At 32.9% G+C, this 12,552-nt stretch carries 13 protein-coding genes and 1 pseudogene; 11 read left to right on the top strand and 3 right to left on the bottom strand.

Annotated elements, in window-relative coordinates:
• The 3 genes from BM201_RS18180 to BM201_RS17010 form a co-directional block, all read left to right on the top strand.
• The coding region (locus tag BM201_RS18180; protein WP_175487081.1) for a hypothetical protein at window positions 1-367 on the top strand (367 nt) is incomplete at its 5' end.
• Window positions 368-531: 164 nt separating this feature from the next.
• On the top strand, window positions 532-1,626 hold the full coding sequence (locus BM201_RS17015) for a serine hydrolase domain-containing protein (RefSeq protein ID WP_092544845.1): 1,095 nt from the start codon (window positions 532-534) through the stop codon (window positions 1,624-1,626).
• Between the two features lie 490 nt (window positions 1,627-2,116).
• On the top strand, window positions 2,117-2,584 hold the full coding sequence (locus BM201_RS17010) for a hypothetical protein (protein ID WP_217643076.1): 468 nt from the start codon (window positions 2,117-2,119) through the stop codon (window positions 2,582-2,584).
• A 166-nt stretch (window positions 2,585-2,750) separates the two neighbouring features.
• Here BM201_RS17010 and BM201_RS17005 read toward each other — a convergent pair whose 3' ends face one another.
• Both BM201_RS17005 and BM201_RS17000 read right to left on the bottom strand, forming a co-directional pair.
• On the bottom strand, window positions 2,751-3,611 hold the full coding sequence (locus BM201_RS17005; RefSeq protein WP_092544840.1) for a hypothetical protein: 861 nt from the start codon (window positions 3,609-3,611) through the stop codon (window positions 2,751-2,753).
• Window positions 3,608-4,405, bottom strand: coding sequence for a HipA family kinase (locus BM201_RS17000; protein ID WP_092544838.1), 798 nt, complete (start codon window positions 4,403-4,405; stop codon window positions 3,608-3,610). Before BM201_RS17000 ends, BM201_RS17005 begins: the two co-directional genes overlap by 4 nt.
• A gap of 982 nt (window positions 4,406-5,387) precedes the next feature.
• On the opposite strand from BM201_RS17000, the gene BM201_RS18310 reads away from it, so the two are divergent.
• From BM201_RS18310 to BM201_RS16960, 8 genes and pseudogenes are all read left to right on the top strand, one after another.
• Window positions 5,388-5,729, top strand: coding sequence for an ArsR/SmtB family transcription factor (locus BM201_RS18310; RefSeq protein WP_317039164.1), 342 nt, complete (start codon window positions 5,388-5,390; stop codon window positions 5,727-5,729).
• A gap of 43 nt (window positions 5,730-5,772) precedes the next feature.
• The gene (locus BM201_RS16990; protein ID WP_092544834.1) at window positions 5,773-6,504 is read left to right on the top strand and encodes an NAD-dependent epimerase/dehydratase family protein; all 732 of its coding nucleotides are present in this window, start codon (window positions 5,773-5,775) and stop codon (window positions 6,502-6,504) included.
• Window positions 6,505-6,753: 249 nt separating this feature from the next.
• Window positions 6,754-7,233, top strand: a complete 480-nt coding sequence (locus tag BM201_RS16985; RefSeq protein WP_245758688.1) for a hypothetical protein — start codon at window positions 6,754-6,756, stop codon at window positions 7,231-7,233.
• Window positions 7,234-7,552: 319 nt separating this feature from the next.
• Window positions 7,553-8,575, top strand: a complete 1,023-nt coding sequence (locus tag BM201_RS16980; RefSeq protein WP_092544830.1) for a S41 family peptidase — start codon at window positions 7,553-7,555, stop codon at window positions 8,573-8,575.
• Window positions 8,576-8,782: 207 nt separating this feature from the next.
• Window positions 8,783-9,358 (top strand): Crp/Fnr family transcriptional regulator, encoded by a 576-nt coding sequence (locus BM201_RS16975; protein WP_092544828.1) that lies wholly within the window; start codon window positions 8,783-8,785, stop codon window positions 9,356-9,358.
• 74 nt (window positions 9,359-9,432) lie between these two features.
• Window positions 9,433-10,364, top strand: a pseudogene (locus BM201_RS18380) (MFS transporter); the annotation flags it as partial.
• A 33-nt stretch (window positions 10,365-10,397) separates the two neighbouring features.
• Window positions 10,398-10,625: a hypothetical protein gene (locus BM201_RS18375; protein WP_394333751.1), complete on the top strand. Its 228-nt coding sequence runs from the start codon at window positions 10,398-10,400 to the stop codon at window positions 10,623-10,625.
• Window positions 10,626-10,646: 21 nt separating this feature from the next.
• Window positions 10,647-11,645: an aldo/keto reductase gene (locus tag BM201_RS16960; protein WP_092544822.1), complete on the top strand. Its 999-nt coding sequence runs from the start codon at window positions 10,647-10,649 to the stop codon at window positions 11,643-11,645.
• A 154-nt stretch (window positions 11,646-11,799) separates the two neighbouring features.
• On the opposite strand, the gene BM201_RS16955 is transcribed toward BM201_RS16960, so the two are convergent.
• Entirely contained in the window at window positions 11,800-12,528 is a 729-nt protein-coding gene (locus BM201_RS16955) for an SOS response-associated peptidase (protein WP_092544820.1), read from the bottom strand.
• Window positions 12,529-12,552: the final 24 nt, after the last annotated feature.

Genomic DNA, 12,552 nt, shown 5'->3' with positions numbered 1-12,552 from the left:
AAGAGATATAAAAGAACAGACTAAAGAGTTACTTGATAAAAAAGGTTTTAATCGCAAATATTTAAAATTTCTTAAAGACTTTTTAAGTGATGATGTATTTATGGAGTTGGTCAGAAAAGATTATGAAACAGTCATTAGAAACTTATCCATTCCTACACTTTATTTTGTAGGTTCTGACGACGCAATTCTTAATGCTAAACTGGAATCCGATTATATAAAATCCTTTAAAAATGAATTTATTGAAGTTAAAGTTTTTGAAGATCTCAACCATTATTTGACAGAAAAAAATGCACCTGTAGGAACATCTTTGTATAAAATGGATAAAGCTCCATTGAACAAAATAATAGGTTGGATATTGAAAAAATAACTGTGGGTAACACCGTATAACAACAATTGCGCGGTTGTGTCCTGCGGACACAACCGCGCAAACATAAAAGTCGGTAATTTTAGCTATCTTAGTTTTTAACCAACCCGCAACTGATCGTTATACAAAACCGTTGTACCAAATTATAGTAAGTCAAATCCGAACTTATGAATTATATTAAATTTTCAATCTCCTTAATAATTTTATTCACCACTTTAAACTTTTTCTCTCAAGATAATTCACAAATTAATTCCAAAATTCATTCCTTCTTGAGTGATTTGACTTCAGAAGATTTTTCAGGCGCCATCTTAGTAGCTAAGAATGATAGTATTATTGAGCATAGAGCTTATGGTTTAGCTAGTAAGGAATTGAATGTAAAAAATAAAATTGATATGAAATTCAATATCGCATCAATTACAAAATCATTTACGGCAGTTGCAATTTTACAATTGTATGAACAAAGAAAAATTGACTTAAATACTCCAATTGGAAAGTACTTAAAAGATTATCCTAATGAGAAAGTAAGAAACTCGGTAACAATAGATCAACTCTTAACTCATACAGCCGGACTTCCTAATTTTTACGTCACTAACTTCCTAGAAAAATGTAAATTCAAATACAAACAAGTAAAGGATTTCCTTCCGTTATTTGTAAATGACACTCTTCTATCGGAGCCTGGAACTCAATATCATTATGATGCAGCCGGATATGTACTACTGGGATTAATTATAGAAAAAGTAACTGGTGAAAATTATTATGATTACTTAGAAAAGAACGTATTCGAAAAAGCTGATATGTCTAATACTACTGCATTTGAAATCGATGCTATTATTGAAAATAAAGCTAATGGATACACATTTGCTGGAGACACTAGTAAACCCTTAAAAAATAATATATACTATTTATCAAAAGCTTCTCCCGGAGGATTTCATTATTCTACAGTTGAAGATCTTTACAATTTTAATAAAAGTCTTTTCAATTATAAATTACTAAATAAGAAATCAGTAGATCTAATGATTGAGCCAAAAGTAAAAGGTTATAATACCCATTTAGGATATGGAATAGATGTAGATCAGCGTTATGATGAACCTATATTAGGTCATAGTGGAGGATGGTATGGAGTAAGCGGAGAAATAATTTATTTTCCTAAATCAGATTACACCATAACTATTTTATCAAATGTTGATACTGATTCAGATTCAGGAAAAGCAATGGTAACTGATTTTTTTAAAACCTTGATCGCAGGGAATTTCGAACAATAATAACTTGGTACAACAACGCGTATGGTCAATTGCGGCCAAATGCTTCGATATTCGATGTTTTTAGCTATATTTATTTTAAGCTGACAATACTTGGCTAGTTAACCCGCAACTGTCCATAGTATGCCGAGCAATCAATGACCGGCAATAAAAATCATTGTAACTTTAATTAAGATAGTATAACCTATCTAATAGTAGAAAACTTTTAGCTAGAATAAAATAATAACTACTGGAACATTTAAAGAAAGATATTGCTAAATTGAGCTTAAAACCAGCATATCTGGTGTTTTTACCAACCTTAGTTCCTACAAACTAATTTGACGTTAGTCAGAATCTTAGAATGAAAAAAATCTATATCCTATTTTTATTCACATTTTTAATCTCTTGTAAAAGTCAATATTCAACTACCGCCTTAAGCAATAATTTTTCTAAAGAACAGATTAAAGACTTAAATAAAATCACTGAATTCTTCAAAAATCAAATGTGTATTACGATGGATTCAGATTTCAAAAAGTGTTATAGAAAAATACCTCACGAATATTTAAAAGCAACTGGAAACGGATTTTGGACAAACATAGATTTTGATCAGCAAAAAGAATTATATAATCAAATTTCAAAATCAACATTTGATGAAATTTGGATGTTTAGCGAAGCAACATTTTATCCAAGCGGAACAAAAGCAAAAAGTCTTTCCGCTGTATCAACAGGAAAATACCAGAATTTTTTAGAGGATTTTGGAAGAGAGAATCCAAGGATTGCAAAATATGCAGAGCGAATAGAAGCTTCTGGTGATTTCGGCGGATTTGATTTTAATTATAGAGAAATATTAAAGGACAAAAAATCATTTGATTTAAAAGATCCCAATATCCAATTAATTTTAGCAATTCATTACTTATCTCTAAACGATCACGCCACAAGAAATAAAGCTCTGATGCGAACTAAAAAACCAAAATTCGATTAAAATACTATGTACAATAACTAAGTCTTCGTGTGGTCGGTACGACCTTACATGAAGAGGCTGTTTACTGCCAGTTATTTGGTAGTCTATTTTAATAGTTGCCGTTAGGTAGTAATACCTTTTGAGTGTTTAACTTTGCAAGCAATACTTGATGGGAAATACGGACTTATTAAGAATGACTAATTATAGAGTCTATCGCTTGATGAGAATAATTAAAAATTTCCTCTTCTTCAATTATATTAGAATTTTCGAAGCTTTCAAGCAGATAGATAGAATGATCATATTCTTTAAAAAGTTCTTTATTTTTTGGTTTTCCAACTAAGAAGTCAAATTTTAAAGATTCATTGATTGCCTTTTCTTTCAAATCGATAACTAATCCAATATTTCTATGAGCTTTCTCTGAAATATTCTTAGCATCAGCTAAATCAAAATTCAAAGGCTTAACCAAATGCCAATCCTTATTTTGCCAGGCATAATCAAATCTGAATTCGACACCGGATTTATTCTTTAATTTATAGTTCTTTTGAAAAAGTGAGGGGTCTAAATTAACACCTAGTTTTTTTTCTATATTTTGATAAAACTTACGTCCTAAAGCATATTCTTTATTAGTCCTGGACTCCTTTTTTTCGATGAGATATGTAGAGACCAGATAATCTATTATCTGCCTGTTTGATTTCTCGTATTGAAAATTTGTACGGATTTTAGAAAACTGCAATGAACTACCATCACTTGGAAGAATATAATTTGATATAAAGGCATCAAACGAATCTTTTATATCAGCGATAAAGAAATCATCGAGATTCTTTTCCAGCCTGGAGATGTTGGATTTTATCTGCTTTAAATAATATTTAATAGATTTTTCAGAGATATTTTCATAGACAGATTTAATTCTGGTTAATCTGTTAGAATGAGTGAAATATAATGAGTTATTATGCTCAAAATAAATAAGGACACCAACAATTAAGCTCTCTCCTAAAACAGCAGAGTGCCTGTAATGTAAAATACTATATTTATATTTCAACACATTCATAAAATTCTGTCCTTTAAAGACTTGGTGATATAAGATCTGTTTATTTTACACCAGTTTAAGTATGCAAAAATAGCGCTTTTTTCGCCACAATCAATATTAAATTTTCTAAAGTCCCGGAATAGATCGTCTAAAAAATTTAAATTTAGCGTACGTAGATTCTCATCAAATTCATCAAAAACATATTCTTTTGATTTCAGTTTTCTTAATAGTTTTAAAAATATATGATTATTAAAATAGTAACTATTAAATTTTAATTTATAGTCTGTTTCTCTTCCTGCAGATCTGATGTCAAAAAATTGAAATGTTTGCTCATGATCTATTAGCAAAAAGTTATCATCCGTAATTAACAGATTGGGTTTGTTTCTAAATCCCCCTCTGTCTGTATTTAAAATTAAATTATCAAAAGCAAAAACATTTTCAATATCGTAATTTTCGAGAAATTTACTTCTTAAAGAATCATTATATAACAAAGTTCCCTCATGATAGTAATTACAAAATTTATATCCGGAGTTTAATTCTCTGATGAAATCAGGATCATATTCCTCCAGAAGAAGCTCATTGTCTAAATCTATAACACCATATTTTGGGACTGGTAAATTAAATTGCTCTGCAAGTTCAGAAATAATTATTTCTTTGGCTATAGTAAAATAATCTGTGACGTAATCATTTTTGTAGAGTTTAAGAACATAGGAATTAATCCTTTGAGATTGGTCTTCAGCTTCAATTACTAAAGGCTTCGTACTTCCTCCTTTTAGCCTACTATGGATACCAACAAATTTCAGTTCTTCAATCACGAATTATTTTTTATAAATATGAATGTATTGAAAAAAACTCTATTAATTGAACATTCCGAGCAATAACTGCTTACAATCCTTAATATTGTCCTGACGGCACAGCCATACCTTAGATTTCTCTATCCTGAAACAATTATGATAATTACCGGGGGGCGGTTGTTTTCAATAGTGTGAGGATTATTTTTGATATCAGTTTTATTTGGATTAGTTAGGCCTTGGGAGTCATTATCCAAATAGGGTTTCTATTAGTCGAATTATTGAAATTTTCTGTTTTGCAGATAGCTTTTTTAAAGTTTATGGACCTTCCATAAAACATATTTATCTGAAGACATTCCACCCCCATGAAGCCGTAATAATAAACGGTTCAATAATACTATTGCCGCATTCTCTGTAATGGAATGGGTCTGTGTATTTAAGCTTCATATTTTTGTAAACAAAAGAGAACTACAATTTCATATTCATTCTGGCCGGTGTCGATGACTGTGCTCCTCAGCGATTATTTTAAAAAAAAATTGGCAGTCTGTATACTTTGAAAACCGACGTTGTCAAATTCCGGTAGGATAAGTTTTTATACAGAATATTTCTTTGGCTAAGCGTTTCATGATACTAAGTATTTATAAATTTATCTGTTACCGTTAGTATAAAGTGACTACATCCGGTTTTTTCAGGTTAATTTGGTGATAGAATCGATTATTAAGTACCGGAGTCAGATCAGATCATTAAAATAACTATTGATATTCCCTTACTGCATGCTTTTGTAATGAGGGAATTAAACAGCTTTAGTCCTGCCGGATCTGTCATGAAATTATTAAAATACTTTTAAAACCAGTTATGTGGTAGTCTATTTTAATAGTAGCCGTTAGGTTAAGGGAGAATTGAGGGTAATACTTTTTGATTTTCTAATAACAAACTAATCCTTACAAACTGGTGGAATTTATATGTATGTCACTATAAATGCTTTTTTAGAAATAAAATTACCTTTATGTTTCTATATATCGTTAAATGTAGATATGTTTGTAGTATGAATTTAAAATTGGCTACAGAAATAGGTAAGTGTTTATCAAACCAAACCAGAGTTCAAATTATGGAATGGCTAAAACACCCTACTAGGAATTTCCATCCACACGAATCTTTAAGGAGCTTTGAAGATGGAGTTTGCGTAACGGACATCAAAAATAAATCTGGCCTTTCACAATCGACTATTTCAAATTATTTGACAAATATGGAAAAGTGCGGGCTACTTATTATGACGAGACACGGAAAATTTTCATACTTAAAAAGAAATGAAAAACTGATAAAGGAATATTCAGACTTTTTGAAATAAAAAAAAATTAGCCAAACATATCGACATATATAAATATAACAAAATGAAAAAAATATTAATTACCGGAGGATTTGGAAAAATAGCAAAACACTTTGTTCAAAATTTCAATAAAAAATATGAAATAACCGTTGCTGATATTGTAACTAATAAAGTAAGCTTCTCCAATAATGTGAGAATCAAAGAAGCTAATTTATTGGACTATTCAATTTGCTCGAAACTATGTGAAGGAATTGACACGGTAATTCATTTGGCAGGAATAGTAGACCCCATTTCCGAATCTGACGAGATTTTAGAAACTAATATAAAAACTACTCAAAATATCTTTAAAGCAGCCGTGGAAGCTAAATGTAAAAAACTGATTTTCGCGAGTAGTGCTCAAACCATTGAAAGTTATCCAAGCGATATTCAGGTAAACAAGAATATGCTTGTAAAACCAAAAAACATTTATGGAGTCTCAAAATGTTTTGGCGAAGCTTTAGCCGCTTATTACTCATACAATAAAGGAATTGCTGCAATTTGCTTGAGAATTGGAGCATATGAGTTTCCTAAGGATTTTACCGAAATGAATGCTCGTGATTTAAGTGCTTTTTTGCATCCAGATGATTTTAATCAACTATTGATTGGCTGCATAGAAAGAGAAAATATACAATATGAAGTTCTAAATGCAATTTCAGATAACAGATATAAAAGATTGGATATAACGGAATCAAAAGAGAAAGTCGGTTATAAGCCAAAGGCAGACGCGTTTGAATTGTTTAACCTTACAAAAGAATAAAACAGCTTGAGATTGCATTCTATAAAGTGGTGTTTTAAAACACCAATGCATAAAAAAGGGAAAAATCTCTAACAGACTATAAAATTAATGCTCCTAAATGACCATCTGAAAAAGAAACACTATTTTTATACCTAACGTTGGGAGCAAGTATCAGAGAAATTTAATCTAATGAAGAAAATTTCACTTCTAATAATTACAATTTTATTCGTAAGCTGTGCTGTACAAAAAGTATCAAAACCTAAACTGGTAATGAAGTATTACGAAGGTTTTAAAAAATCAGATTATCAAGAAGTAAAAAATGTACTATCTATTAGTTTAATAATCACAGAAGGTGATTACCTAATGGAATTTACACAAGAGAGTTATTATGAACATTTCAAATGGGATTCTATTTTCAGACCAGTTTACAAAATTGTAGAAGTAAAAAATCAAGGGGATAAAGTGAGCGCAACTGTATCAGTTAAATCTTCGAGATTCGAATTTCTCAATAATAACCCATTAACTTGTAAACGTAATTTTCATTTTAAAAATGGAAAAATAAATAAAATTGAAAATTTAGATTGTATTGATATTAACTGGGAAATATGGCAAAGGCAAAGAGACTCATTAGTTAACTGGGTAAAACTTAATCAACCCGAATTAGATGGTTTTATAAATGATTTAAGTGAACAAGGAGCTAAGGATTATTTAAAAGCAATTGAATCATACAAAAAACAAAAATCGGACTAGATACCAGTTACCATTAACGGTCGGTACGACCTAACCTGAAGATCCTTATTACCGGCGTTAAGCGGTAGCTTATTTTTTGTTGAGCATTTTAAAAGTAGCCGTTAGGATAGGGGATGCCTGAGAGTAATACTTGTTGATTTATTACGGGCTTCTGATTCTTAAAAAGTATTGGAGATTATATGTATGGGGCTGCAGGCTTTTATATCAATTAAAATTGCGGTAGATAGTACTCTAGCTAAAATGAATATAGGACAACTTTTGTTGTGTGTTATAGATACGTTATTCAGAATTATTCAACAATAAGAATAGAAATTATTTAATGAAAAAACACTTAGGAATTCTACTTATATTGTTCTTCTCTTTTAATATTCAAGCACAGGGTTTTAGAACTTCACAAGACAGTATCAATTTTTTTTATGAGAATCTTTTCGAAATAATGAAGAGCGGATATCTATTCAAAGAAAAAGTCAATTGGGAAAAAGTAGAACCGGAAATTAAGAATAATTTAAAGCAATATTCCGATTTCAAAACCTCACTAAACGAAGTTTCTACATTATTCGACTTAACAAAAGCAGATCATTCCAGAGTATATTACGATAATCAACAGTTCAGTGGAAATTTTCCTGTTCCCACGAAAGACGATTTTACCGAACAATGGATAAAAAAGTATAAAACAAAACCGGAATTTGAGGTAAAAGTTTTAGATAATCGATATGGCTATATTCTGGTGCCTGGGATGTACATTGAGAAAAATCTACATAAACAATCACAAGAACTGTATGATCAAATTGCTGAAATTAAAAGGTCAAATAAATTGCAAGGATGGATTATTGACCTGAGGTTTAATACGGGCGGTGATATTCATCCAATGCTTTTAGCTTTGTATGATTTTTTAGGTGATAACGTGGTATGGGGAGTACTAGATATCAATAAAAATTTGGTTGATGAAATAGAATTAAAAAAAGGAAAATACAAAGCCAATTCGAGAACTGTTTCTTATATAAAACCCGATGGAGAATTACTTAATGAAACAAAAGTTGCAGTAGTTACCAATATTGCGACTGGTAGTTCTGGTGAAATAACTGCATTAGCCTTTAAAGGGAGAAAAAATACAATTTTCATTGGCGAAAAAACATTTGGAAAGACCACAACCAATAATAAAGCAGATTTGCCTTTCGGAGCATTTATGACTTTAATGACAGGGTATGACTGCGATAGAAACGGTAATTATTATGAGAAAATCATTCCCGACATAACTGTAATAGAAAAAGATAATTTCGATGATTTGCTTTTAGACGGTAATATTCACGAAGCAATAAAATTCATTTCAGAACAAGAATAACTGCGCCTAATAACTAAGATCCTTTGATTGCCAGTTATATGTTAGTTTATTTTCTAGAGAATCTTTTAATAGAAGCAGTAGGAATAAAGGACAGATTCACTTAAGCTAAAAACTCGAAGATTATAGCGATATTATTTTCCAATGAATTCGTATCTTATTTTAGCTAAAAACTATTGTTTGTAACTCTTCAAAAAACAACCAAACCAAATGAGCCAACATCCTTTAAGAACGCAAATAGAAGATATTGTAAAACTAAGCGATGCTGAGTTTGATTTTGTATTGGGACATTTTCAAGAAAATAACTTTAAGAAACATCAGATCGTTTTGCATCAGGGCGATTATGCTCATTTCGACTTCTTTGTGATCAAAGGATTAATGCGAGTATCAAGGGTAGATCCTGATGGCAAAGAACACATTCTACAATTCGGAATGGAAAATTGGTGGATCACCGATGCAGAGGCCTTTCATCACCAAACTAAATCAACACTTACAGTAGATTGCTTAGAACCCACAAAAACTCTTTCCTTAACCTTAGAAAACAAAGAAAAACTAAGCAAGGAATTGCCGAAAATGCAAACTTTTTTCTTTAAAAAAACAACGAACGGCTTTATCGCTTTGCAAAAAAGGATTCTTTGCTTTTTAAGTAGTAATGCTAACGATCGTTACCATAATTTGCTCAGCCTATATCCCGGTTTAATGCAACGTGTACCCAAAGCAATGATCGCCTCTTATCTTGGCGTTACCCGGGAAACCTTAAGCCGACTCACCAAGGTAGAATCGTAAAATGTGACATTCCTCACATCAAAGCATTGACAAATGTCCTGTGAAGGTAGGTAAGCCTTGCAGAACTTTGTCGTATGAAAAAGTACAGCATATACCTACCAAAACAAGCAGGTATGCCCATCGCAATATGGGCCTTAAGCCTAAGCGTTTTTGCTATCGGAACCACAGAAGTGGTAATGATTGGCTTATTGCCAAACATTGCTAGCGAATTTTCAATTAGCACCGCATCCGCGGGTTGGCTTGTTACCGCTTACGCTATCGGCGTAGCCATTGGCGGCCCAGTACTTGCCGCCTTTACCCACCACCTACAGCGCAAGAAATTATTACTTACCCTAATGTTACTGTTTGTGGCCAGCAATAGTGTAGCCGCAATTTCAACTGGTTTTGCATTATTGATTGTTGCCAGAGTATTATCAGGCGTCGCCCACGGGGTTTTTGTAGGTATTGGAGCCAATATAGCCAGCAGTCTTGTTTCTAAAGAAAAAAGGGCAACTGCTATTTCGATAATGTTTACGGGGTTAACCGTAGCGATGGTCACTGGTGTTCCTTTAGGTACGTATATTGGTCAGCATTTAGGCTGGAGATTTACTTTTGGAGTATTGCTGTTGTGGGGGTTCTCTGCCTATTAGCTAACCGATTTTGGCTGCCCAACGACATTAAACAAGGAAGTCCTATTGCACTTAAAGACCAGTTGAACATATTGCGTAAAAAATCGATACTTATAGGCTTCTCCTTAACTATCTTTTCTTTTGGGGCACTATTTGGGACATTTACCTACTTATCTCCAATACTATCCAATATTTCAGGATTTACAGAGAACCAGATCACACTCATATTGCTGCTGTATGGCGTTTCGGTAGGCTTTGGTAACCTGTTGGGAGGAAAGTTTTCCAATACAGATCCTGCTAAACTCCTGACCGTGTTGTTCGGCATTCTACTGCTAACCTTTGGATTACTGTTCTTATTCTTACCCTATAAAATCCCCACTCTCGTTTTAGTGGCTATAATGGGCTTAGCTGGATTTGCAAGTGTTCCCGTAATGCAGCTTTATATTATTCAGCTTTCAGAAAAATACTCACCCGGGACAGAAGATGTGGTTTCAGTACTCAATATTTCAGCCTTCAATATAGGGATTGCTGTAGGCTCATTTCTGGGAGGAATACTTATTTCCACCTCACTAGGATTACTGTCCATTACAATAATGAGTACCGTATTCTCTCTAATAGCCATGCTTATGGCCAGTATAAGTATACAAATAGAAAAATAATTTAATCTAAAATAGTTTAAAATGGAATATAGAAATTTAGGAAATTCAGGCTTAAAAGTGCCTGTGTTAAGTTTAGGAACCGGAACTTTTGGAGGAACCAACGAATTTTTTCAGCGGTGGGGACAAACTGATGTTGACGAAGCGAGTCGACTTATTGATATTTGTCTGGAAAGCGGAATTAATTTTTTTGATACCGCCAATGTGTATTCGCTTGGTGATGCTGAAATTGTTTTGGGAAAGGCCTTAAAAGGAAAAAGAAGTCAGAGTATTATATCCACTAAAGGTACCTTTCAAATGGGCGAACATCCCAACGAAAAAGGCTCATCAAGATATCATTTGATGAATGCATTGGACGACAGCTTAAAGCGATTGAATACCGATTATATCGATCTATACTTAATGCACGGTTTTGATCAAAATACGCCTATCGAGGAGACTTTAAGAACGCTTGAAAATATGGTAAAAAGCGGAAAAGTACGATACATCGGTTGTTCAAATTTTGCAGCCTGGCAATTAATGAAATCACTTTCTTTAGCTGAAAAATTAAATATTGAAAAATACGTAATTTATCAGGGTTACTATTCTTTGATTGGCCGGGATTATGAGCAGGAATTACAGCCATTAATAGAAGACCAAAATATGGGGTTAATGGTTTGGAGTCCACTCGGCTGGGGAAGATTAACCGGAAAAATAAAAAGAGGGATGGAAACTCAGGAAGGTCGAATCAAGTCGGGTGGAGCAGTGGGAGCACCTCCCGTTGATGATGAGTTTCTTTTTAAGGTCGTTGAGGTGTTGGAAAAGATAAGCGGTGAAATCGGGAAATCCATTCCCCAGATTGCTATAAACTGGTTATTACAAAACAAGAGCGTTTCCAATATTATCATCGGGGCAAGAAATGAAAAGCAGTTACGTTCTAACATAGCCGCCGTGGGTTGGAATCTGTCCTCGGAACATTTAAAAGAACTCAACCAAATTTCAGAACAAATCCCTATTTATCCTCATTGGGTGGGGGAGCGATAGATGAGCGCCAGCAATCATTGGATTTCTTTCCAATAATGATCTGATTTAATCCCATCGAAGAATATCTTAAATATTTAATAGCAAAGAGGAATACAATTAGTTGATTAAGAGAGGATGGATACCTGGAAGCCTTTTTAATTCTATGATGTTATATTTAAAGAAAGCTTCCCTGTTCTCCTTCCTGATCATCAACAGGTTGTAAAAATTCCGGAGTATTTGTATTAAAATCGCTTTTATAAAAATTTTCTACAGAATGTGCTTTGAAATCCTCTTTAATAAAACCATGATTCACGAGTTCTAAGATTCCATCATCATTGAGATCTTCTCGTAACCATTCCCCTTCGAAATCAGGATCTAAAACTAGGGGCATGCGCTTTTTCTTATTATGGATATGCGCAAAAAAATCATTTGCTTCTGTGGTAACCAGGCTTACATTCCAGTAATCAGAACCATATTCATTATAAATTCCGGCGAAGGTAAATAGTTTTCGGTCGGGCAGATAGCAATATTTAGGCACTGCACCAGATTTAAATTTGTTATTTGGATAATGCGGTTCAAAAAAACCATCAGCCAGAATTAAACATCGCCGTTTTCTAGCAGGGGATTTATAGGTGTTTGATGTTAACATTGTTTCCCCTCGAGCATTTAATGTGTTGTACTTTTTTCTAAAACCTGTCACATTATTTTCACCCCAGGGAGCAATAAGCCCCCACTCCATAGGGTAAATTTGTGATGGATCTTCCTGAGGAATACAGTACAAGTTAGGATGAACAAAACCTGAGACATGATAGTAGGGCTTGTATTCCAATTGAATATTGAATTTAGCTCCGGTAGCTTTTTCAATCTGTTTTTCACTTTTGGTCAATGAAGTTTCGTAGCACATATTTTAACTTTGGATTATATCCTA

This window comes from Zunongwangia mangrovi, assembly GCF_900112105.1.
Classification (GTDB): Bacteria; Bacteroidota; Bacteroidia; order Flavobacteriales; family Flavobacteriaceae; genus Zunongwangia; species Zunongwangia mangrovi.
This window is presented reverse-complemented; position numbering and strand designations above follow the sequence as displayed.

What these genes read in the sequence shown, in the direction of transcription:
- BM201_RS16985 (WP_245758688.1), top strand. Translation starts at nt 6,754, where the DNA reads ATGAAGTATTACGAAGGTTTTAAAAAATCAGATTATCAAGAAGTAAAA.
- BM201_RS16975 (WP_092544828.1), top strand. Translation starts at nt 8,783, where the DNA reads ATGAGCCAACATCCTTTAAGAACGCAAATAGAAGATATTGTAAAACTA.
- BM201_RS17010 (WP_217643076.1), top strand. Translation starts at nt 2,117, where the DNA reads ATGGATTCAGATTTCAAAAAGTGTTATAGAAAAATACCTCACGAATAT.
- BM201_RS16955 (WP_092544820.1), bottom strand. Translation starts at nt 12,528, where the DNA reads ATGTGCTACGAAACTTCATTGACCAAAAGTGAAAAACAGATTGAAAAA.
- BM201_RS16960 (WP_092544822.1), top strand. Translation starts at nt 10,647, where the DNA reads ATGGAATATAGAAATTTAGGAAATTCAGGCTTAAAAGTGCCTGTGTTA.
- BM201_RS17005 (WP_092544840.1), bottom strand. Translation starts at nt 3,611, where the DNA reads ATGAATGTGTTGAAATATAAATATAGTATTTTACATTACAGGCACTCT.
- BM201_RS17015 (WP_092544845.1), top strand. Translation starts at nt 532, where the DNA reads ATGAATTATATTAAATTTTCAATCTCCTTAATAATTTTATTCACCACT.
- BM201_RS16980 (WP_092544830.1), top strand. Translation starts at nt 7,553, where the DNA reads ATGAAAAAACACTTAGGAATTCTACTTATATTGTTCTTCTCTTTTAAT.
- BM201_RS18310 (WP_317039164.1), top strand. Translation starts at nt 5,388, where the DNA reads ATGTTTCTATATATCGTTAAATGTAGATATGTTTGTAGTATGAATTTA.
- BM201_RS18375 (WP_394333751.1), top strand. Translation starts at nt 10,398, where the DNA reads ATGCAGCTTTATATTATTCAGCTTTCAGAAAAATACTCACCCGGGACA.
- BM201_RS16990 (WP_092544834.1), top strand. Translation starts at nt 5,773, where the DNA reads ATGAAAAAAATATTAATTACCGGAGGATTTGGAAAAATAGCAAAACAC.